The following is a 21,556-nucleotide window of genomic DNA, read 5'->3' on the forward strand; positions in this document are numbered from 1 at the left end:
GCAAGCACCGCCCCTGCGCCACATCTTGATTTCGATGCACAATCATTTGGATGGCGGTGCAAACTGATGGGCGTGATCATCGCATTGGCAGCCGTGCTCCTGGTGCTTTTCGGCGCCGCGACAATCTTTGTGCGTGCCGACGCAGCGAGGATGGCGGACAGTCTCAGAACGCTTGGGCCCGCGCTGTTGGGCCTGATCGGCGCGACGATGCTCGTGGTCGGCCGCAGCAGCTTTGGCGGCCTGCTGATGATTGCGGCTGCAGGCTGGTATGCCTGGATGCGGGCGAGGCGACCGCCACCGAAACTTGTCGCGGCCAAACGCTCAACCGTGCGCACCGCGGCTCTCGAAATGGAGCTCGACCACGACAGCGGCAAGCTCGAAGGCCTTGTTCTCGCCGGCCATTATGAGGGGAGAATGCTGAGCGCCATGGGGATCGCCGAGCTGCAGCAACTCCATGTCGAGCTGCGGCCGGACCCGGAGAGCCGCCAGCTGCTAGAGACGTATCTTGACGGCCGTTTTCCCGTCTGGCGCAAGGACGCGCAGCCGGACAGTGGCGAAGGGCTGGGTGTTGCGCCAGGTGCGGGCGCCATGACTAAGGAGGAGGCCTACAAGATCCTTGGTCTTGAAGCGGGGGCTGCCGCGGCGGATATCCGCAAGGCGCACCGCCGCCTGATGCAGCGCCTGAACGCCGATGTCGGCGGCACGTCTGTCCTGGCGGCGCGGATCAATGAAGCCAAGGACGTCTTGCTCTCCAATCACGACTAGTCTCCTTCGACGCGGAACTTCCCGGGAGGTTCAAAAGCCGCCTATTGCTGGACGGCGTAGCACTCGATCTTCTTTCGCTTCAGGGCGTCGCAAGCTTTCCAGGCTGCGTCCTTCGAGCCGAAACCGCCGAAGCGGGCGCGGTAGTAGGTGACGCCGCCCTTGTCGAACGCGACCGTGAAGCCCGATGCGTCGGCCAGCACCTTCGGCGCCTGCTTGGTCGTCTTGTCGAGAAGCGCCTGAGCCCCCGATTGCGTCGGCGAGGACGCGACCTGCACCACCCATCCCGACGGCAGCGAGGCCGTCTTGACCGGATCGATGGCCGGGGCGGCGGCTGCGGCCGGCTCGGCGTAAGCGGCAACCGTCTGGGACGTGGCTTCGGGCTGTGATGCGGTTTCGGTCTCTGAGGTGGTTTCTTGGGGCGCGGGTGCCGGAGCCATGGCGGCCACCGCAACCGTCTTCACCTTCCTGACCTGGATCACCGGCTTGGTTTCCTCAGCGACCGGCGCGCTGTCATCGGCTGACGCGACTTCGGTGTCGTCGACAGCCGGTTTTTCGTCCGGAGTCGGCGCGTCATGCTTGGGCAGGAGGACCTTGGCCAGAGCTTTGATCGGATTGCCGCCGCCCGCCTTGGCGATCAGGTTGCCGCCGCCGCGGGTCGAGGCGCGCGGCAGATAGGTGTTGATCAGTGAAGCCATCTGGTTGTCGCGGCTGCGGCCGGAAGCGCCGCCCATCACCACTGCGACGAGGCGGCGATCGCCATCGGCGACTGAGGAGACCAGGTTGTAGCCGGAAGCGCGCGTGTAGCCGGTTTTGATGCCGTCGACACCCTTGATGCGGCCGAGCAGGCGATTATGGCCGTTGATGCGCTGGCGGCCATAGAGGAACGAGCGCTGCGAGAAATAGCCGTAATATTGCGGGAAGTGCTCGCGGAGCGCGATGCCGAGCATCGCCATGTCGTGCGCCGTGGTGAACTGGCCCGGGTCGGGCAGGCCATTGGCGTTGCGGAAGACAGTGCCGTTCATGCCAAGCTGGCGTGCCTTGGCCGTCATCATGCGGGCAAAATTGTCTTCGCTGCCGCCGAGCAACTCGCCCAGCGCGGTCGCCGAGTCGTTCGCCGACTTCGTCACCATCGACAGGATCGCGGTCTCGACCGGCACCGACCCGCCGGCGCGCACGCCGAGCTTGGTCGGCGGCTCGGACGCGGCATGGGCCGAGAACGGCACCGGCGTGTTCTTGCCGATCCTGCCCTTCGCCAAGGCCTCGAAGGTGAGGTAGAGCGTCATCATCTTGGTGAGCGAAGCCGGATAGCGCCGGCCGTTGGCGTCGGCCGAATAAAGCACCCTTCCGGTCTTGGCGTCGACGACAATCGCGGCAGACTTTGCCGCCATCGCGGAGGCGACATCGGCGGCGACAATCGTCACCGCGAGCGCGGCAATCATGATCGCCTTGAAGGAGAATGAAGATTTGGAGACGAAGCCCGACAACGCCTGACGCACCGTTACTTACCCTGAATTTTCGTTGCCCCGGAGGCGGCAGAGGGGTGCCTGCCTCACTTCCGGCCAAGCTATCGCGGTCAGCGTTACCAATCCGTTTATGGTAACCACCGCGTTCACCATTTTCTGGCGATTTGAGCCTCTGTTTATTCGAACTTTAGCGGTCGCTGTCGCGCGGAGCCCTTGCGGCTCAAGGCAATCTTGACTTTTGTGCAGCGCACAATATATTCCGGTGCATTGCACAAGGGCGCCCGGGGCTGAATGGGCGTTTCAACCAAGGGAAGGCATGAAATGACCCAGACCTATGAGGACTTCGCGAAATACGGCAAGGAGTTTGCCGACACCGGGCTGAAGAGCTTTGCCTCGCTCACCAAGGGTGCGCAGGCGATCGCGACCGAAGCCGGCGAATACACCAAGAAGAGCTTCGAGGCCGGCAGCGCCGCCTTCGAGAAGCTGTTCTCGGCCAAGTCGATCGAGAAGGCCATCGAGATCCAGACCGACTACGCCAAGCAGAGCTACGAGAGCTTCGTGGCCGAGGCCAGCAAGATCGGCAATCTCTATGCCGAGCTCGCCAAGGAAGCCTACAAGCCGTTCGAATCGGTCGTCGCCAAGGCGAAGTAATTTCGTCCGATCACATCGGGCAGGCTAGCCGGCCCGCAAAAACAACCCGGTCGCGGAAGCGCGGCCGGGTTTTTTCATGCGCCGCCGCAACCACCCGCGCCTTGCCGCATTCACGATTGAGAAATTCGCTGAAGTTTGCGTACCTAGCCATATTGTCAGCTAAACAGAAGGGCTTAAAATCGGCCATCGAAGACCTACATGTTGAACTCGCATGAGGATTCGAAAAGGCAGGACTACGTGACGATCGGTTTGACTGCCACGGCAGGCGTGGTGCGAATGCAAGGTGACGGCGACCGCAACGATCCCGGTCGCGGCACGGCGGTCATCACGCGCACCAAAACCAAGACAAAAAAGCCCAGCCTCTACAGGGTCCTCATCCTTAACGACGACTACACTCCCATGGAGTTCGTGGTCCACGTCCTGGAGCGTTTTTTCCAGAAGGACCGCGAGGCCGCCACACGCATCATGCTGCATGTTCATAATCATGGAGTGGGCGAGTGCGGGGTCTACACATTCGAGGTGGCCGAGACCAAAGTGTCTCAGGTCATGGATTTCGCCCGACAGAATCAGCATCCGCTGCAATGCGTGATGGAGAAGAAGTGAGGTAACATGCCGGCTTTCTCCCAAGGCCTGGAAAAGGCGCTACATCAGGCGCTGACATTCGCCAACGAGCGGCATCATGAATATGCAACGCTCGAACACCTGCTGCTGGCGCTCATCGACGACACCGAGGCGGCCGCGGTGATGCGCGCCTGCAATGTCGATCTCGACGAGCTCAAGCACACCGTTCTGACCTATATCGACACCGAGCTCGACAATCTCGTCACCGGTTACGACGAGGATTCGAAACCGACCGCCGGGTTTCAGCGCGTCATCCAGCGCGCCGTCATCCATGTGCAGTCGTCCGGCCGCGAGGAGGTGTCCGGGGCCAATGTGCTCGTCGCAATCTTTGCCGAGCGCGAAAGCCATGCGGCCTATTTCCTGCAGGAACAGCAGATGACCCGCTACGACGCGGTCAACTACATCTCGCACGGCATCGCCAAGCGCCCCGGCGCTTCGGAGTCGCGCACGCCGCGCGGCGCCGACGATGAGCAGGGCGGCCAGAACGGCGCCGAGCCGCAGGAGGATGGCGGCAAGAAGAAGCCGCAGGACGCGCTAACGGCCTACTGCATCAACCTCAACAACAAGGCCAAGGCCGGCAAGATCGATCCGCTGATCGGCCGTGAGAGCGAGATCAATCGCACCATCCAGGTGCTGTGCCGCCGCTCCAAGAACAACCCGCTCTATGTCGGCGACCCCGGCGTCGGCAAGACGGCGATCGCCGAAGGCCTTGCCAAGCGCATCGTCGAAGGCGACGTGCCCGAGGTGCTGCAGGACGCCACCATCTTCGCGCTCGACATGGGCACGCTGTTGGCCGGCACGCGCTATCGCGGCGACTTCGAGGAGCGGCTGAAGCAGGTCGTCAAGGAGCTCGAGGACTATCCGGGCGCGGTGCTGTTCATCGACGAGATCCACACCGTGATCGGGGCAGGGGCCACGTCTGGCGGCGCCATGGATGCGTCGAACCTGTTGAAGCCGGCGCTGTCGTCCGGCGCGATCCGCTGCATCGGCTCGACGACGTACAAGGAGTTCCGCCAGTTCTTCGAGAAGGACCGCGCGCTGGTGCGGCGCTTCCAAAAGATCGACGTCAACGAGCCGACCATCGAGGACGCCATCGAGATCATGAAGGGCCTGAAGCCCTATTTCGAGGAGTTCCACAAGGTCCGCTACACGAGCGAAGCGATCAAGGCTTCGGTGGAGTTGTCGGCCCGCTACATCAGCGACCGCAAGCTGCCAGATAAGGCGATCGACGTGATCGACGAGACCGGTGCCTCGCAGATGCTGGTGCCTGAGGCCAAGCGCAAGAAGACGATCGGCATCAAGGAAATCGAGGCGACGATCGCCACCATGGCTCGCATCCCGCCGAAGACGGTTTCGGCGGACGACGAGAAGGTGCTGCAGGGCCTCGATGTCGAGCTGAAGCGCGTCGTCTACGGTCAGGACACCGCGATCACCGCGCTGACGTCGGCGATCAAGCTGGCGCGGGCGGGCCTGCGCGAGCCGGAGAAGCCGATCGGTTCCTACCTGTTCTCCGGGCCGACCGGCGTCGGCAAGACGGAAGTGGCCAAGCAGCTCGCGGCCTCGCTCGGCGTCGAGCTGATCCGCTTCGACATGTCGGAATATATGGAACGCCACACCGTCTCGCGGCTGATCGGCGCACCTCCCGGCTATGTCGGCTTCGACCAGGGTGGACTGTTGACCGACGGTGTCGACCAGCATCCCCACTGCGTGCTGTTGCTCGACGAGGTGGAGAAGGCGCATCCGGACCTGTTCAACATCCTGTTGCAGGTGATGGACCATGGCAAGCTGACCGACCACAACGGCAAGCAGATCGACTTCCGCAACGTCATCCTGATCATGACGACCAATGCGGGCGCATCGGACGCTCAGCGCGCGGCGATCGGCTTCGGCTCGACCAAGCGCGAGGGCGACGACGTCGAGGCTATCAACCGGCTGTTCACGCCCGAATTCCGCAACCGTCTCGACGCGATCATCCCGTTCGGCTCGCTGCCGATACCGGTGATCCATCAGGTGGTGCAGAAATTCGTCATGCAGCTCGAGGCCCAACTTTCCGAGCGGGGCGTCACCTTCGACCTGTCGCCGGACGCGATCGCCTGGCTGGCCGACAAGGGCTATGACGAGCGCATGGGCGCGCGTCCGCTCGGCCGCGTCATTCAGGAGCACATCAAGAAGCCGCTGGCCGACGAGGTGCTGTTCGGCAAGCTGAAGAAGGGTGGCACGGTGCGCGTCACCGTCGAGAAGAAGGAAACCGGCGAGACCGGCCTGAAGCTCGAATCGTTGGCCGATGAAGCTCCGGTGAAGCCGAAGAAGGAAGAGCCCGAGGACGCGCCGAAGCCGAGGAAGGCGGCGGCGAAGAAGCCTGCCGCCAAGAAGGCGGTGGCGCAGAAGCCGGAGCCGAAGGGCAAGGACGGCGGCAAGCGAAGCCTGGTGCCGCAACTGCCCCGCAAGGGCTGATCGACCTGAGCGCGTCCCGCTGAAACGGATTCAGGCGGCGCACGCTAGTCTAGGTGCTTGTTACCAAAACGGCCGCCCGCCTTTGGGCGACATGCATTGAAGTCAAAAAGCCCCGGCAACGGGGCTTTTTGATTGGGAGGAACCGGCACGTGACGGCTGGCCAAATCATCCATACCGAATGGCGCGCGGCCCTCCGGAAGTCGAGCATTGCCGCCCCGGGAAATGTTTGCTGGCTGCAGAGTCAAGCAACGCCGTCCGGCGCGAAGCGTGTCAGGAAATATCCGCACGCCTTCCAGATCATGATCGACAAGAGCGCACCCGCGTAGCCGTCGATGGCATAATGCCAGCCAAGCGCAACTGAGCCGACCATTATCAAGGCAGCGAATGCCCACATCAGGATACCGGCCGGCCGGGAGCGCTGCGTTGCGTACAAAGAGAAAAGCACCGCCATCGCCACGTGCATGGACGGGAAAGCGGATATGCCGATGCTGCCGACGGTCGCGCCGGTATAGCCGCTCCATAGCATGTCCTGCGTGCTAAGCGCCCAGATCGGATAGATGCGATCGGCGGCGGCGAGTGCCTGCATGAGGGGACGGAAGTCACCGCCGAGTCCCAGTCGGTCGTAAAAGCACGGCCCTGCCGACGAGAGCCCCATCGCCAGGAAGAAGCCGCCAAGCGTCCATATCAGCATGAAGCTCATCAGGAACTGATGGCGCAGCTTCGTATCTTTGCGCGTGATGCAGGCGGTGAAAACCGTGGCGATGAGCACGATGAACCAGAAATTGTAGGCGAGATTGAGCATCCTCAATGCAAATGGCGACTGGACGACAAACCACAGCCATTCGTCCGGGGCTCTACCGAAATGCAGGATCCGATCGGCGTGGGCCAGCGCCTTGTCCCATGCAAAAGGGGAGAGGATTGCGATGGCTCCTTTCAGAACACCGACGGCGGATACGAAGGCGATGCTGGCGGTCAGGCCGTTGAGACTGTTGGCCGTGCGTTCGGCGTCGCCGAAAAAGCTGCCCAGCGATTTCAGGAAGGTGCCGAGCGGTTCGGGATCCCGTTTGACCAGCGCAAGGTGGAGAAAGATCCCAAGTGCAAAGACGCAACCGCAGATCCAGAAAGCGATCAAAAGGTACTCAATGTATTCTTTCAATATGCCGAAATCCGGCATGTTTCCGGTGCGCATGCCGATAGCTATTGCCAGAAGCAGAGCGCCGACGGCCAAGGCGTGAAGCAATCTGTGTCGTCGAAAGGCGTGTGCCAGGGCGATCAGAAAAGCCCGTCCGCCAGCCATCCTCGCAAGGGGGGTCGACGCCGCAACCGAATTGTCCATGGTTTGAAACCCAATAGCTCGCCACGCCCCAGCGTTCTACAGCGAGATGGTTCGATATTTCCTAACCAAACGATTCGAGTGCAAACGGTCGCATCCGGGCGCCGCACGCGGCCGGCCGGGGAAAAACGCGCCGGGGTTGTCGCGGCAAACCGAAATTGGATCGTCAGTGCGAGGCTGTCAGTCGGCCTTCAACGGCGACGGGACCGCGCGCTTTAGTTTCCCAGTGCCGCGCGGATCTTGCCGGCGTTCTCGGCCAGCACTTCCGGCTTTTCCATCTGCCCGGAATGGGGCTTCAGCGGCACGCCGTCGAAGCGCGGAATGACGTGGACATGGAGATGGTAGACGGTCTGCCCGGAGGCCGGCTCGTTGAATTGCATCAAGGTGACGCCGTCGGCATTGAAGGCCTTTTTCACGGCAACCGCCACCTTCTGCACCACGGCAAACAGCGGACCGAATGTTGCCGGATCGGCGTCGAGGATATTGCGCGACGGCGCCTTCGGCACCACCAGCGTGTGACCGACCCCCTGCGGCATCACATCCATGAAGGCTACGACCGCATCGTCCTCATAGATGCGGTGCGAGGGGATTTCGCCGCGCAGGATTTTCGCAAAAATGTTGCCGGGATCGTAGGCTTCGGCCATGGCGGGCACTCCGGATTATGGTCGTCGTCCGGTGTAGCGAAGCCGCTTCCGAGCGGCAAGACGAATGAGCCGATCTGTCGGCAGCGCGGTCGAGCGCCGGCCGCCGCTCGAGCGGAAGGTCATCAGGTAGAGCCAGGCGGCGGTGCGCGGTTCGGCCATCGCTGATGGAGCGACCATGAAGTGGATCGTCGCCGGTCGGCCGTTGTTTATTGTGTCGGCGCTGTTCTTCATCGCCGCCGCGTGGCCCGCAGGCGATCTGCTGGCGCTTGGCGGCGGCATTTTCTTCCTGGTTGCCTGCTTTTCGTTCCTCGTTCCGATCGCGGCCCGAAAGCCGCAATGACTGTGGATGGCAAGGCCCGAGCTATTCCTTGAGATCCTTGCGGAACGGGGTGTGCTCTTCGAGATACTCCCCCATCCGCTCCACCTCGCGCCTCTCGCGGCGAAGGTAGTCGGCGACCGCGTTGCGCAGGCCAGGATGGGCGATGTAGTGCGCCGAATGCATGGTCACCGGCTGGTAGCCGCGCGCCAACTTGTGCTCGCCTTGCGCGCCGGCCTCCACCACCTTCAACTTGCGCTCGATCGCGAAGTCGATCGCCTGATGGTAGCAGACCTCGAAATGCAGGAAGGGGTGGTCCTCGATACAGCCCCAGTTGCGGCCGTAAAGCGCGTCGGACCCGATGAAGTTGATGGCGCCCGCAATGTAGCGGCCGTTGCGCTTGGCCATGACCAGGAGAACGTCCTCGGCCATGCGCTCGCCGATCAGCGAGAAGAACTGGCGGTTGAGATAAGGGCGGCCCCATTTCCTGCCGCCGGTATCCATGTAGAAAGCGAAGAAATCGTCCCAGGCGCGTTCGGTGATGTCCCTGCCGGTCAGCCAATCGATGCTGATGCCGTCGGCCAGCGCCTCGCGACGCTCCTTTTTCATCGCCTTACGCTTGCGTGAGGCCAGCGTGGCGAGGAAGTCATCATAGCTCGAAAAGCCTTCGTTGAAGAAATGGAACTGCTGGTCGGTTCGGTGCAGGAAACCCGCTGCTTCGAGCGTCGCAATGTCGGGCTCGGCGGCGAAAGTGACATGCGCGGAAGACACGCCGAGCTTGTCGGTCACCAATTTCAGGCCGGCGGCGAGGCCGGCCCTCACCGCGCCTTCGTCCTCGCCCCTGCTTACGAGCAGGCGAGGCCCGGTGACCGGCGTGAACGGCACCGAGCATTGCAGCTTCGGATAATAGCGCCCACCTGCGCGCTCGAACGCGTCCGACCAGCCGTGGTCGAAGACATATTCGCCCTGACTGTGCGATTTGAGATAGCAAGGCACGGCGCCCAGCAGCTTGCCTTGCGCCGTCTCGAGCCTGAGGTGATGACCCTGCCAGCCGGTGCGCCGTACGGCACAGCCAGAATCCTCAAGCGCGCTCAGAAAACCGAATGAAACGAGCGGGTTGTAGCCGTTTGCTGTGTCGCCGCGCGTGGTTGCGGCGAAGCCGTTCCATTCATCGCAGGTGAATGCGCCGATGGTCGTCGCGATGCGGACCGAATAGTCCGCATTCGCTGTCGGTCCATCGTCGTCGTCACCCTGATCCATCCGGCTTATTTAAGCGTCCTCAGGGCTGCTACAAGTCACGTTTCAGGCACTGCCTCACAGCATGATGCCGAAAGTGCGAAGCGGTTTTCGGACGGCATCATGCTCTCTCTCAGATTGATTTCGGCGGATCTGATCCAGGTCATTCGACCTGAAATCATCCAGCTCTAGGCGACCTTGACCAGGTCCGGCTCAAAGCCCTCGAAGGTCATCTGGTCGGCATATTTGAAGGTGAGGTCGACCGCCGGCTGGTCGTGCACGGTCCACGTGATGACCGGCATCTTGAGCTTTTCGCGCACGAAGCTGACGAACGGGTTCGGCAGATCGCCGGCGGCGTAAGAGGTGAAGGCGAGGTTGTGCGCCAGCATGGCAAAATGCGCCTCGATCAGCTGGTCGTCCTTGCCGTAGGCGGTGAGCCCGCCGGGAATGCCCGGCGCCTCCTTGGCGAAGTCGCGGATCAGCCAATGGTCAAACGACATGATCGCCACCTTGCCAGTGTAGCGCTTGAGCAGCCTGCCGACGCTTGCGACCAATCCTTTGTCGTGGCCGGGAACACCTTTCAGCTCGACCACCAGCGGCACGCGTCCGTCGATCAGGTCGAGCGCGTCCTGCAACGTCGGCACATGATCTTTCGTGCCGCCGACCTTGAGCGCGGCAAGCTCGGCCGCGGTGCGTTGCCAGACGAAGCCATCCTCGCCTGTCAGTCGTTTCAGGTCGCAGTCGTGGATGATGACGGGAACGCCATCGGACGAGACATGCACGTCGCATTCGATCGCGTAACCGCGCTCGGCTGCCGCGGCGAAGGCCGACAGCGTGTTCTCCCAGCGTGTCTTGTTCATGTCGTGGAAGCCGCGATGCGCGACGGGGCGGGCTATCAGCCAGGAAAGGTCGGTCATGTCAGGCTCGTTCACTCGACTTCGAAGATCGCTTCGATCTCGACCGCGGCATTGAGCGGGAGCGACGCAGTGCCGACGGCGGAGCGAGCGTGCTTGCCACGTTCGCCGAGGACCGCGACGAGGAAGTCGGAGGCGCCGTTGGCGACCAGATGCTGCTCGACGAAGTCCGGCGCCGAGGCGACGAAGACCGTGATCTTGACCAGCCGGCGAATTTTTTCGAGATCGCCAAGTGCTGCCTTGGCCTGCGCCAGAATGTTGATGGCGCAGAATTTTGCGCCCTCCTTGCCGGCGGCGGTATCGATGTCGCGGCCAAGCAGCCCGCTTGCCTGCAGCTTGCCGTCCTTCAGCGGCAGCTGCCCGGCGGTGAAGAGCGTGTTGCCTGTCCGGCAGTAGGGCACGTAGTTGGCGGCCGGCGCTGCTGCGGCCGGAATGGCGACGCCGAGATCGCTTAGCCGCTTTTCGATTGTTTCGCTCATTGGTTTTCCCTATTGCTGGAAGGCGCCGCGTTGGCGGGGCCGAAATTGCTATTTTTGCCTCGCTTCCGCCACGACTTTTTTTAAGCTGGACCATCTTTCCCTGCGGCCTGCCATCGGCCGCGACGATCGGAGCACTGCATGCGCTTGACGCGCCTTTTCCTTTCCGCCGCTCTCCTGTCGGCGGCCATCCCGATGACTCCGGCCCTTGCCGTGCCAGCGCTGCAGGCGCACCGCGCCGTCTATGATCTCACGCTCAACAAGGCGTCCGACCGCTCCGGCATCACAGGCATCTCCGGCCGCATGGTCTATGAGTTCAACGGCTCTCCCTGCGAGGGCTATACGGTGAAGTTCCGTTTCGTCACGCAGATCGTCACCAGCGAGAACACCAGGCTGACCGATCAGCAGACGACGACGTTCGAGGACGCGGAAGGCAAGACCTTCTCCTTCGTGACGAAGTCCTTCGTCGACCAGAACCTCGACAAGGAAGTCAAGGGTATGGCGACCAGGGAGCCGAAAGGCCTCAAAGTCAACATCGACAAGCCCGAGAAGAACACGCTCGAGCTCGCCGCCACGCAGTTCCCCACCCAGCACCTCGTGGAGCTGATCGGCAAGGCCGAGAAGGGCGAGAACTTCTATCAGACCAATCTGTTCGACGGCTCCGAGGATGCCAATAAGGTGATGACGACCACCGTCGTCGTCGGCAAAAGAGCCGACGCCGACAAGGCGGACCCGGAAGCGCCGGCGCTCGCCAAGCTTGCCACCGACAAATACTGGCCGGTCGACATCGCCTATTTCGACGACACCGACAAAAGCGGCGAAGAGGTGCCGGAGTACCGGATCAGCTTCAAACTGCATGAGAACGGCATCACGCGCGACCTCGTCATGGACTATGGCGACTTCTCGATGACCGGCAAATTGGTGAACCTGTCGCTCTTCGATCAGGCCAAGCCCTGTCCGGCCTCGAAATAGCGGCGGGTTAACCACTACGGCGATCCGTCGCCGAGCCTGACTTGAAGACGCCGCAATCCCGTTCCAGCATCCCTTAGGCATTTCGGGGGAAAAGCTTGGGCAGGATCGACGTGTTCGTGGCGCCGCGACCCAATCCGGCGCTGATCAAGGTGATGACGATCGTCAACCGCATCGTCATGCTGCGAGGGGTTCCCGGCTTCCGCGACCTGTTGCCGTTCAATCGGCTCGCCGGCTTGCGCGGCGTCGCCAATATCCGTCACATCGACTTTCCCGTCGCCGACCAGCAGAAGCTGCAGGCCTGCTGCGGCGAAGGCCAAGCGACGTTCATCACGCCCAACCATCCGGAATTCTTCACCGACTGGATGATCGACAAGGAGATCGTCTCGCGCGTCAGCCCGCTTGCCGCCTCATGGGCAACACATGGGGTGGTGAACGGGCTCGGTCGGCTGATGCAGAGATTCTGGCTGGCCAACAATCTGATCGCGCAGATTCCCGGCAACAGCGAAGCCGCCAAAGCGCATTCGGTCGATTGGGCGCTGAAAGGCCATGGCGTGCTGCTTCATCCGGAAGGCAGCGTCGGCTGGCACGGCAACTATGTCGCGCCGCTGCTTCCCGGCGCGGTGGAGATGGGGCTGGCGGCGCTGAAGCGCGGGCGCGAAACCAACAAGGATTTCAAGGTCTGGGTGGCTCCTGTTGTCTGGAAGCTCGCCTTCATCGGCAATGTCGAGCGGCCGCTCGCCAGGGAATGCGCCTATGTCAAGAAAAAGCTGAAAATGGAAAGTGTTGCAGCCGGCTCCCTGCCGGAGCGCGTCTACAGCATCTATTCAGGCCTGCTGTCCCTCGACGAGCAGGCCTGTGGCCTGACCGCAGAGGCGGGCGCTTCCTTTGCCAGCCGCCAGCAAAGGGTGCTGGCCGAGCTTGGCCTGCGGCTCGCCGATGCCGTTGCGGCCGAACCCGACCTCGATTTGGCCGAGTTGCTGCGGCGTTCACGCCGCTGGCTGCGCGAGGGCAAGGCTGATGCGGATGAGCAGAAACGCGTGCGAAAACTGGCGGAAACGATCCAGCGCGTCCAGCGCGTCGGCTCCTGGGCCTTCGCCAATCAGACGATAACCCAGGAGGAGATCGCCGAGCATCTGAAGCGCATCCGCAACGACTATTGCCAAGGCAACTTGCGCGATTCGATCAACCGCTTCATTCCGCAGCCCGCCGGGCCGCGCTGCGCTCACATCCGCGTGCCCGAGCCGTTGGCGCTTCATGCATATGATGGTTCGGTCGAAGAGGCGCTCGCCGTGCTGCGCTCAAGGATGCAGGAAGCGGTGTCGAGAATCGTGACCGAACTTGAAGCCGCCGGCGGCTTCATTTCCTATCCGAATCCCTTCTATCATCGCTGACTTCGCGTCGGCCCGGGGTGATTGTGAGCGGGCCGCTGATGTCGGTTGGAGTGCGGCAAGCTCGATGGCTGTCTATGTCGATGCGGCGATCTGGAAATGGGCCGGCCATCGCTGGTGCCATCTGCTCGCCGACGACACCGACGAGCTCCACCGCTTTGCCGCCGATCTCGGCCTCAAGCGCTCGTCCTATCAGGGGCCGCCGAAGACTTCGGCGCCGCATTACGATATCACCGGCTTCGAGCGCGACCGCGCCGTGCGGCTCGGCGCGGTCGAATGCAGTCGCGAGGAGATTGTCGCCGTCTTCCGCCGCGTCAGAGTGCCGAACGGCAAGACCCGACGCTGACGGAGTTTTGATGCATGTCGTTGTCCCAGAACCGCCGAACACTTCTGGGCGACATGCATAAGTGCGCGGATCGCCGCAGGTGAGGGCGTTTTCCGGTAGCTCGCTTGCGTTTACGAGACTTCCCCTCTATATGCGCGCTCATTCCACACACGGACTTTGGTGTCTGCCCGGGAGAAATCCGGCTGAAACCTCCGGTGGCATCAGGACATAAGTCCGAAATGCCTGTGTCCGTGGAGGCCAACCGGAAAGGAACTAAGGAATGGCTCTGCCTGATTTCAGCATGCGCCAGCTTCTGGAAGCTGGTGTTCACTTCGGCCACCAGACCCACCGCTGGAACCCGAAGATGGCGCCCTACATCTATGGCGCCCGCAACAACATCCACATCATCGACCTGTCGCAGACGGTGCCGCTGCTGCACCAGGCCCTGAAGCAGGTTTCCGACACCGTCGCCAAGGGCGGCCGTGTGCTGTTCGTCGGCACCAAGCGCCAGGCTTCGGACATCGTCGCCGACGCCGCGCAGCGTTCGGCCCAGTATTACGTCAACTCGCGTTGGCTGGGCGGCATGCTGACCAACTGGAAGACGATCTCGAATTCGATCCAGCGCCTGCGCAAGCTCGACGAGACGCTGGCCGGCGAGGCCCAGGGCCTCACCAAGAAGGAGCGGCTCAACCTCGACCGCGAGCGCGAGAAGCTCAACAAGGCGCTGGGCGGCATCAAGGACATGGGCTCGACGCCGGACCTGATGTTCGTCATCGACACCAACAAGGAAGCGATCGCCATCCTCGAGGCCAAGCGCCTCGGCATCCCGGTCGTCGCCATCATCGATTCCAATTGCGACCCGGACAAGATCGACTTCCCGATCCCCGGCAATGACGACGCGGCCCGCGCGATCCAGCTTTATTGCGACCTGATCGCCAAGGCTGCGATCGACGGCATCGCCCGGCAGCAGGGTGCGCTCGGCATGGACATCGGCGCGTCGGCCGAGGCTCCGGTCGAACCGGCGCTCGACACTCCGGCCACTGAAGCTCCGGAAGCTTGAAAAACGAAGGCCGGCTTCGGCCTTCATCTTTCCAATAAGTTGGCGCGTTAAAGCGCTTTTGCCGGGCGCATCATCGGGATTCGATGGTGCGTCGGCGCATTTGAAACAAAGAGGCGACAATGAGCATTTCGGCTGCACAGGTCAAAGAACTCCGCGACTTGACCGGCGCGGGCATGATGGACTGCAAGGCGGCGTTGAACGAAACCAACGGCGACATGGAAGCGGCCGTCGACTGGCTGCGCAAGAAGGGCATCTCCAAGGCCGACAAGAAGGCCGGCCGCACCGCGGCGGAAGGCCTGATCGGCGTCGATTCCGGTGTTCGCGAAGCCGCGGTCGTCGAGGTGAACTCCGAGACCGACTTCGTCGCGCGCAACTCCGCCTTCCAGGAAATCGTCGCCAACGTCGCCAAGGTGGCGCTCGCCTATGGCACGACCGAAGCAGTTGCCGCGGCCAAGTATCCGGGCTCCGACAAGTCAGTCACCGACACCATCAAGGACGCGGTCGGCACCATCGGCGAGAACATGGGCTTCCGCCGCTCGGCCAAGCTCACTGTCCCGCATGGCGCGGTGGCGACCTATGTCCACAATGCCGTCGCGGACGGCCTCGGCAAGCTCGGCGTGCTGGTCGCGATCGAGACCACCGGCAATGAGCATGCGGCGAGCGCCTTCGGCCGCCAGGTCGCCATGCATGTCGCCGCGACCAACCCGGTTGCGCTGACTGCCGAGGAAGTCGACCCGGCCCTGATCGAGCGCGAGAAGGCGATCTTCTCCGACCAGGCCCGCCAGTCCGGCAAGCCGGAAGCGATCATCGAGAAGATGGTCGAGGGCCGGCTGCGTAAGTTCTATGAAGAGGTGGTGCTCCTGAAGCAGGCCTTCGTGCTCAATCCCGACATCACCGTCGAGAAGGCGCTGAACGATGCCGAGAAGGAGATCGGCGCGCCGGCCAAGATCACCGCTTACCTGCGCTTCGCTCTGGGCGAAGGCATCGAGAAGGAAACGACCGATTTCGCGGCGGAAGTCGCGGCCGCGGTCAAGAAATAGCCCGAAGCAAAAGTAAGGCTACAGAGCTCAGGCAACTCGGCCGGGTGTCCGCATGGATGCCCGGCCGATCTCTTGAGCGGTATCGATAAAGGCTCTGAGCTTCGGCGCCATCGATGCCCTGCGCGGGAAATAGAGGAACAGGCCCGGCTCCTCGATCGCAGTCTTCGGCAGGATCTGAACCAGACGACCCGCGGCGAGATCGGCGCGCACCAGCGGCTCGAATACGTAGGCGAGCCCGACGCCAGCAAGCGCAAGATCGATCGCCGCAAGGGAATCGGTGACGATGGCCGTGCCGCGCGTCTCGACCACGACATCCTTGCCGTTCTCGTTCAGATCCCAACGATAGAGCCCGCCGGCGCGGACAAGCCGGTAGCCGATGCAATTGTGCTTGGCGAGATCGGCCACCGCGCGGGGACGGCCGTGCTTTTCGACATAGGCGGGCGAGGCGACAACCACCGCCTTGAAGGGAGGCGTAAGCCGCACGGTGATCATATCCTGTGCGATCATCTCGCCCAGCCTGATGCCGGCATCGAAACCCTCGCCGACGATATCGACCAGGGCCTGGTCGGCGAAGACCTCGACCGTTACCTCCGGATAGCCTTCGGCCATGGCCGCGATCACCGGCGTGACCGCCAGGGGGATCGCGATATTGGACGCATTGATCCTGAGCAGGCCGGAGGGCCTGCCGTTGACGCCGCGGATGCGGTCGATGCGCTCGGAGATGTCCTGCAGGGCAGGGGCCGCGGTCTCCACCAGCGCCTTGCCGGCTTCGGTCAGCGAAACGCTGCGCGTTGTGCGCGCAAACAGCGGCTGGCCGATGCGCTCTTCCACCAGCCGCACCGCATGGCTGACGGCCGACGGACTCATGCCGAGCTCGGCCGCGGCAAGCGCGAAGCCGCCGCGCCGAGCCACGGCGACGATCACCGGCAGATGCGTCAGCAGATCTCGATCCATTCATGAATAACATCGCATAGTCCTTGCGAACAATGCAATCTTATCGATGCCGTCAAGGTGGTCCACATTGTCGCCAAACACATCGGCGGTGGGGCGCGATGCGCAAGGAGAAGAAAAACATGAATGCTTTGAGACACGTGACCTTCGCGGCAGGACTGGCACTGGCGCCCGTCGACGCCGGCGGAGCCGAACCAATGGGCTGGCAAATGCTCGCCGACGAGCGCGCCGTCATCCGCATCGCGGATGCCATTGACCGCGCCGTCGATGCGCAGGATTGGAAACTCGCCCGCAGCTTCTTCGCCGACCGGGTTACCGCGGACTTCAGCAGCCTTTCCGGACAGCCCGCGGCCACGGTCGCCTCCGACGATCTGATCGGCGCCTGGGCTGCCAATCTCAAAGGCAGCAAGACGAGCCTGCACCTGCGGACCAACCATCAGGTCGAAATAGAGGCCGATACGGCGACCGTCCGTTCCAACGGCTATGCCTGGAACAGGATGGAAGGCAATGGCGATCCGCTCTGGGAGGTCTGGGGCACCTATGAGCATCGCCTGACCCGATCGGGTCAAGGCTGGAAGGTCGACGGCTTCACGTTCCGCATGACGCATGAGCGGGGCAATCCCTGGGTGAAAGCGACGCCTGGCCAGTAAGCCCATACCAAACACGATCGGAACACGTCATGAGCATGAACTATTACACACTTGGCAACAGCGGCCTGCGCGTCAGCCGGCTGGCGCTGGGCACCATGACCTTCGGCACCGAATGGGGCTGGGGTGCTGATAGGGAAACCGCCCGCGCCATGTTCGACGCCTATGTCGAGGCCGGCGGCAATTTCTTCGACACGGCCGACCTCTACACCGGCGGGACGGCAGAGACCTGGCTCGGCGAATTCGTCGCCGAGCGCGGCTTGCGCGACAAGGCGGTGATCGCCACCAAATTCACGATGAACACGGAACCCGGCAATCCGAATGCCGGCGGCAATGGCCGAAAGAACATCATGCGCGCGGTGGACGCTTCGCTGAAGCGGCTCGGAACCGACCATATCGATCTTTACCTCATGCATGTCTGGGACAGGCTGACGCCGGCCGAGGAGGTGTTGCGCACGCTGGACGATTTGGTGCGTGCCGGCAAAGTACGCCATATCGGTCTTTCCGACGTGCCGGCCTGGTATGCCGGGCGGGCGCAGGCGATCGCCGAACTGCGCGGCTATGAGCCGGTCTCGGCCCTGCAGCTCGAATATTCGCTCGCCGAGCGTTCGATCGAACATGAATTCGCGCCTTTCGCCTCGCGTCACGGCGCCGGCATCATGGCGTGGAGCCCGCTGGCCAGCGGCCTGCTAAGCGGCAAATACCGCCCGGCGCAAGCCGGCAATGCCGGCCGGCTCGACGGGTTCCGCAACACCACGCATCCGGGTTTCCAGAAATTCAGCGAACGCAATTGGGCGATCGTTACGGAACTCGAGAAGGTGGCTTCCGAACTCGATCGAAGCATGGCGCAGGTGGCGCTGAACTGGGTTGCGGCGCAGCCGGGTGTGGCCACCGTCATCCTCGGCGCGACGAAACTTGCCCAGTTGCAGGACAATCTGCGGGCGCTCGACTTTTCATTCCCTGCCGACCTTCGCAAGCGGCTCGATTCGGTGAGCCTTGCGCCCGCGCCGTTCCCGCATTCCTTTTTTGGACCCGAGATTCAGGTCAGGGTGGCCGGCGGTGTCGTGACCGGCGACAAGCCGTCCGGCTATTCGCTGCCGGTCATGATCGAAGGCGAGGCGGTCAGCATCAGCAGCAACTGATCGGAAAAGCCTGGAATTTTGAGCGAGGGCGCGGCGTGACATCGCCGCGCCCTTCGTGTATCGGGTCGAACCATCGTGCCAGCGCCGCCAGGCGAAGCGGGGCGCCTTCGCCTCCAGATTTGCCCGCGCCGAGATTTTTCGAGGAACCAGATGACGGTGAAGCCCCTCTATCGACGTGTCTTGCTGAAAGCTTCGGGCGAAGCCTTGATGGGGGAACAGCATTTCGGGATCGACGTCTCGGTCGTCGACCGTATCGCAGCCGATATTGCCGAGGCGCGGGCGCTTGGCGTCGAAGTCGGAGTCGTGATCGGCGGCGGCAACATCTTCCGCGGCGTGGCCGTCGCCTCCAAGGGCGGCGACCGCGTCACCGGCGATCACATGGGCATGCTCGCCACCGTCATCAACTCGCTGGCGCTGCGCACCTCGCTGAACAAAATCGGCGTCGACGCCGTGGTGCTTTCGGCCATTGCCATGCCGGAACTCTGCGAAAGTTTTTCACAGCGCCAGGCGACCGCCTATATGAATCAAGGCAAGGTGGTGATCTTTGCCGGCGGCACCGGCAATCCGTTCTTCACCACCGATTCGGCCGCAGCGCTGCGCGCCGCCGAGATCGGCGCCGACGCGCTGTTCAAGGGCACGCAGGTCGATGGCGTCTATTCGGCCGACCCGAAGAAGGATCCGGAGGCGGTGCGCTTCGACCGCATAAGTCATGCCGAAGTCATCAAACGCGGGCTTACGATCATGGATACGGCCGCGATTGCACTTGCGCGTGAAAACAACATTCCGATAATCGTCTATTCGATCCACGAAAAAGGTGGTTTCGGCGAAATTCTAAGAGGCGGCGGCCGTTGCACCATCGTCGCGGACAATTGACTGGGGCCGAAGACGGCTGAATGATCGCCGGTCCCGGACGAGACTAGAAGACAAGCAGTGAACCCGGCGAACGGGTCGAGGAGATGATCATGAGTGGCGAGTACGACGATCTCAAGCGGCGCATGGACGGGGCGATCGCGGCCTTCAAGCACGATCTCGCTTCGCTGCGCACCGGCCGCGCTTCCAGCAACCTGCTCGACGCCGTCCAGGTTCATGCCTACGGTACGACGATGCCGATCAACCAGGTGGCCAATGTATCGGTGCCCGAGCCGCGAATGATTTCGGTCTCGGTCTGGGACAAATCGATGGTGAGCGCCGTCGACCGCGCTATCCGCGAGGCCAATCTTGGCTTCAATCCGATCGTCGACGGCACCAATCTGAGGATTCCTTTGCCCGAACTCAACGAGCAGCGCCGCAAGGAACTGGTCAAGATCTCGCACGGCTATGCGGAGAACGCCCGCGTCGCGGTTCGCCATGTCCGTCGCGACGGCATGGATTTCCTCAAAAAGGCGGAAAAGGACGGCACGATCAGCGAAGACGATCATCGCAAGCGCTCCGACCAGGTTCAGAAGCTGACCGATGAGATGATCAGCACCATCGATCACCTGCTTTCCGATAAGGAAGCTGAAATCATGCAGGTTTAGGGTCGGTTTCTCACCGGCTCGAAAGCGAGACCATGACAACCCCCGCGCATGTCGCGATCATCATGGACGGAAACGGACGCTGGGCCAAGGCGCGCGGCATGCCGAGGCTTGCCGGCCACCGCGCCGGCGTTGAAGCCTTGCGCAAGACGGTGCGCGCCGCGCCAGAGCTCGGCATCTCCCATCTGACGGTCTATGCCTTCTCCTCTGAAAACTGGTCGCGGCCGAAGTCCGAGGTCAGCGACCTGATGGGCCTCCTGAAGCTCTTCATCCGCCGCGATCTCGCCGAACTGCACCAAAACGGCGTGCGGGTGAGGGTGATCGGCGACAGGGAAGGGCTACAGCCGGACATCAGAGGCCTGCTGCAGGAGGCCGAATCGCTGACCGCGGGCAATGAGGCGCTGACGCTGGTCATCGCCTTTAACTATGGCGGGCGCGACGAGATCGTGCGCACCGCGCGCAAGCTCGCCGATGCCGTGGCTCGCGGCGACTTGACAAGCGACGCCATCACGATGGAGAGCTTTGCCGGCTCGCTCGACACCGAGGGCATTCCCGATCCAGACCTCGTGATCCGCACCAGCGGCGAGCTCAGGCTGTCGAACTTCCTTTTGTGGCAGGCCGCCTATAGCGAGCTTGTCTTCCTGCCTTGCTACTGGCCGGACTTCAGCCGGGAGCACCTGGCCGACGCCCTGCGCGACTTTGCCGGCCGCGAACGCCGTTTCGGCGGGCTCGCCGCCCGCGACGTCGCCTTGTAGCGCGGCATCGATGAGCAATCTCCAGCAGCGTGTCATCTCGGCCATCGTGATGGCAGCCGCCACACTTGCGCTCACCTGGCTCGGCGGGCTGCCGTTCCGCCTGTTCTGTGCGGCGATCGCGGCGTTGATCTTCTACGAATGGACGCGCATGGCACGCGCTGAGAACGGTGCGACGCTCGGCTTTCTGCCGGAAGTGCTGATTCTGGTCTTCATCGGCGCGCTGGTCGCCGGCCTGCCGGCACTGTGGCTGCTGCTTCTGGTCGCAGCCATCACTGTTATCGTCGCTGTTGCCGCGCGACTGCGGGGAGCAGTGCAGTGGGAGGCCTCGGGGCTGGCATACGCGTCGTTGTCCGGCTTGTCGCTCGCCTATCTGCGCGGGGACAGCCACTCAGGATTGATCGCCATCCTCTTCCTGTTCGCGGTCGTCTGGGCGACCGACATAGCGGCCTATTTCGTCGGCCGCAGGGTCGGCGGCCCGAAGCTTGCGCCATCAATCTCGCCCGGCAAGACGCAGAGCGGCGCGCTTGGCGGCGCTGTCGGCGGCATCGCTGCCGGATTGGTGCTGGCAATCGCGGCCGGGGCCGGCAATCTCACTATGCTTGGTCTCGTCGCCTTGGCACTCTCGATCGTCTCGCAGATCGGCGATCTGTTCGAATCCTGGGTCAAACGCCGGCACGGCTGCAAGGATTCGAGCAATCTCATTCCCGGCCATGGCGGCGTCATGGACAGGGTGGACGGGCTTGTCGCGGCTGCGTTCGCCCTGTACGTCATCGGTTGGATTGCGGCGGGCGCCGACCATCCGGCAATGGGGCTGTTTCCGAACTGACTGGCGTCGCCAATGGGCGAAAACGACGCGTGCCATGGATTCGCCCGGATTGATGCCACAGTC

Annotated in this window: 24 protein-coding genes and 1 pseudogene; 16 read left to right on the plus strand and 9 right to left on the minus strand. The window is 62.9% G+C overall.

Features of this window, described 5'->3' with window-relative positions:
- Positions 1-66: 66 nt before the first annotated feature.
- On the plus strand, positions 67-765 hold the full coding sequence (locus A9K71_RS07415; RefSeq protein WP_066992599.1) for a molecular chaperone DnaJ: 699 nt from the start codon (positions 67-69) through the stop codon (positions 763-765).
- A 41-nt stretch (positions 766-806) separates the two neighbouring features.
- Here the strand turns inward: A9K71_RS07415 and A9K71_RS07420 are convergent, their stop codons facing one another.
- Positions 807-2,261, minus strand: a complete 1,455-nt coding sequence (locus tag A9K71_RS07420) for a D-alanyl-D-alanine carboxypeptidase (protein WP_066992603.1) — start codon at positions 2,259-2,261, stop codon at positions 807-809.
- A gap of 288 nt (positions 2,262-2,549) precedes the next feature.
- Here A9K71_RS07420 and A9K71_RS07425 point away from each other — a divergent pair, with 288 nt between their 5' ends.
- Entirely contained in the window at positions 2,550-2,879 is a 330-nt protein-coding gene (locus tag A9K71_RS07425) for a phasin family protein (protein WP_066992785.1), read from the plus strand.
- A gap of 10 nt (positions 2,880-2,889) precedes the next feature.
- Here the strand turns inward: A9K71_RS07425 and A9K71_RS31235 are convergent, their stop codons facing one another.
- Positions 2,890-3,066, minus strand: coding sequence for a hypothetical protein (locus A9K71_RS31235; RefSeq protein ID WP_156751000.1), 177 nt, complete (start codon positions 3,064-3,066; stop codon positions 2,890-2,892).
- Between the two features lie 89 nt (positions 3,067-3,155).
- Here A9K71_RS31235 and clpS point away from each other — a divergent pair, with 89 nt between their 5' ends.
- Positions 3,156-3,482, plus strand: a complete 327-nt coding sequence (gene clpS, locus A9K71_RS07430) for an ATP-dependent Clp protease adapter ClpS (RefSeq protein ID WP_041000825.1) — start codon at positions 3,156-3,158, stop codon at positions 3,480-3,482.
- 6 nt (positions 3,483-3,488) lie between these two features.
- Positions 3,489-5,954, plus strand: coding sequence for an ATP-dependent Clp protease ATP-binding subunit ClpA (gene clpA / locus A9K71_RS07435; protein ID WP_066992605.1), 2,466 nt, complete (start codon positions 3,489-3,491; stop codon positions 5,952-5,954).
- Positions 5,955-6,195: 241 nt separating this feature from the next.
- On the opposite strand, the gene A9K71_RS07440 is transcribed toward clpA, so the two are convergent.
- The 3 genes from A9K71_RS07440 to A9K71_RS31240 form a co-directional block, all read right to left on the minus strand.
- A complete protein-coding gene (locus A9K71_RS07440) occupies positions 6,196-7,290 on the minus strand; it encodes a phosphatase PAP2 family protein (protein WP_245299550.1) in 1,095 nt (364 codons plus the stop codon).
- Between the two features lie 212 nt (positions 7,291-7,502).
- Positions 7,503-7,931, minus strand: coding sequence for an HIT family protein (locus tag A9K71_RS07445; RefSeq protein ID WP_066992609.1), 429 nt, complete (start codon positions 7,929-7,931; stop codon positions 7,503-7,505).
- Positions 7,932-7,946: 15 nt separating this feature from the next.
- On the minus strand, positions 7,947-8,108 hold the full coding sequence (locus tag A9K71_RS31240; protein ID WP_156752606.1) for a hypothetical protein: 162 nt from the start codon (positions 8,106-8,108) through the stop codon (positions 7,947-7,949).
- Between A9K71_RS31240 and A9K71_RS31945 the strand changes: the two genes are divergently transcribed.
- Entirely contained in the window at positions 8,107-8,271 is a 165-nt protein-coding gene (locus A9K71_RS31945; RefSeq protein WP_197504205.1) for a hypothetical protein, read from the plus strand. The two genes, A9K71_RS31240 and A9K71_RS31945, sit on opposite strands and share 2 nt — an antisense overlap.
- Positions 8,272-8,292: 21 nt before the next feature.
- Here the strand turns inward: A9K71_RS31945 and A9K71_RS07450 are convergent, their stop codons facing one another.
- The 3 genes from A9K71_RS07450 to A9K71_RS07460 form a co-directional block, all read right to left on the minus strand.
- Positions 8,293-9,507 carry a GNAT family N-acetyltransferase gene (locus A9K71_RS07450; RefSeq protein ID WP_066992612.1) on the minus strand — a complete coding sequence of 405 codons (1,215 nt, stop codon included), beginning with the start codon at positions 9,505-9,507 and terminating at the stop codon, positions 8,293-8,295.
- Positions 9,508-9,671: 164 nt separating this feature from the next.
- A complete protein-coding gene (locus A9K71_RS07455) occupies positions 9,672-10,400 on the minus strand; it encodes a glycerophosphodiester phosphodiesterase (RefSeq protein WP_066992615.1) in 729 nt (242 codons plus the stop codon).
- Between the two features lie 11 nt (positions 10,401-10,411).
- On the minus strand, positions 10,412-10,876 hold the full coding sequence (locus tag A9K71_RS07460) for a RidA family protein (protein WP_066992618.1): 465 nt from the start codon (positions 10,874-10,876) through the stop codon (positions 10,412-10,414).
- A 138-nt stretch (positions 10,877-11,014) separates the two neighbouring features.
- Between A9K71_RS07460 and A9K71_RS07465 the strand changes: the two genes are divergently transcribed.
- From A9K71_RS07465 to tsf, 5 genes are all read left to right on the plus strand, one after another.
- Positions 11,015-11,845, plus strand: a complete 831-nt coding sequence (locus tag A9K71_RS07465) for a cell envelope integrity EipB family protein (RefSeq protein WP_066992621.1) — start codon at positions 11,015-11,017, stop codon at positions 11,843-11,845.
- 95 nt (positions 11,846-11,940) lie between these two features.
- Positions 11,941-13,236, plus strand: coding sequence for a hypothetical protein (locus A9K71_RS07470; RefSeq protein ID WP_066992624.1), 1,296 nt, complete (start codon positions 11,941-11,943; stop codon positions 13,234-13,236).
- 64 nt (positions 13,237-13,300) lie between these two features.
- Positions 13,301-13,579 (plus strand): DUF4031 domain-containing protein, encoded by a 279-nt coding sequence (locus tag A9K71_RS07475; protein WP_066992627.1) that lies wholly within the window; start codon positions 13,301-13,303, stop codon positions 13,577-13,579.
- 259 nt (positions 13,580-13,838) lie between these two features.
- The gene (gene rpsB / locus A9K71_RS07480; RefSeq protein ID WP_059188654.1) at positions 13,839-14,618 is read left to right on the plus strand and encodes a 30S ribosomal protein S2; all 780 of its coding nucleotides are present in this window, start codon (positions 13,839-13,841) and stop codon (positions 14,616-14,618) included.
- A 119-nt stretch (positions 14,619-14,737) separates the two neighbouring features.
- Positions 14,738-15,658, plus strand: coding sequence for a translation elongation factor Ts (tsf, locus tag A9K71_RS07485; RefSeq protein ID WP_066992630.1), 921 nt, complete (start codon positions 14,738-14,740; stop codon positions 15,656-15,658).
- Between the two features lie 27 nt (positions 15,659-15,685).
- On the opposite strand, the gene A9K71_RS07490 is transcribed toward tsf, so the two are convergent.
- Positions 15,686-16,612, minus strand: coding sequence for a LysR family transcriptional regulator (locus A9K71_RS07490; RefSeq protein ID WP_066992633.1), 927 nt, complete (start codon positions 16,610-16,612; stop codon positions 15,686-15,688).
- Positions 16,613-16,731: 119 nt separating this feature from the next.
- On the opposite strand from A9K71_RS07490, the gene A9K71_RS07495 reads away from it, so the two are divergent.
- The 6 genes and pseudogenes from A9K71_RS07495 (at position 16,732) to A9K71_RS07520 (ending at position 21,493) form a co-directional block, all read left to right on the plus strand.
- On the plus strand, positions 16,732-17,259 hold the full coding sequence (locus A9K71_RS07495) for a nuclear transport factor 2 family protein (protein WP_066992790.1): 528 nt from the start codon (positions 16,732-16,734) through the stop codon (positions 17,257-17,259).
- Between the two features lie 29 nt (positions 17,260-17,288).
- Positions 17,289-18,398 carry an aldo/keto reductase gene (locus tag A9K71_RS07500; RefSeq protein WP_066992636.1) on the plus strand — a complete coding sequence of 370 codons (1,110 nt, stop codon included), beginning with the start codon at positions 17,289-17,291 and terminating at the stop codon, positions 18,396-18,398.
- A 150-nt stretch (positions 18,399-18,548) separates the two neighbouring features.
- Positions 18,549-19,271, plus strand: coding sequence for a UMP kinase (pyrH, locus tag A9K71_RS07505; RefSeq protein WP_066992639.1), 723 nt, complete (start codon positions 18,549-18,551; stop codon positions 19,269-19,271).
- Positions 19,272-19,360: 89 nt separating this feature from the next.
- Positions 19,361-19,915, plus strand: a complete 555-nt coding sequence (gene frr / locus A9K71_RS07510) for a ribosome recycling factor (RefSeq protein ID WP_082980388.1) — start codon at positions 19,361-19,363, stop codon at positions 19,913-19,915.
- 20 nt (positions 19,916-19,935) lie between these two features.
- Positions 19,936-20,667: pseudogene (locus A9K71_RS07515) on the plus strand (isoprenyl transferase); the annotation flags it as partial.
- A 10-nt stretch (positions 20,668-20,677) separates the two neighbouring features.
- The gene (locus tag A9K71_RS07520; RefSeq protein WP_066992644.1) at positions 20,678-21,493 is read left to right on the plus strand and encodes a phosphatidate cytidylyltransferase; all 816 of its coding nucleotides are present in this window, start codon (positions 20,678-20,680) and stop codon (positions 21,491-21,493) included.
- The last annotated feature ends 63 nt before the right edge of the window (positions 21,494-21,556 follow it).

This window comes from Mesorhizobium sp. WSM3873 (assembly GCF_001672445.1).
Taxonomy (GTDB): domain Bacteria; phylum Pseudomonadota; class Alphaproteobacteria; order Rhizobiales; family Rhizobiaceae; genus Mesorhizobium.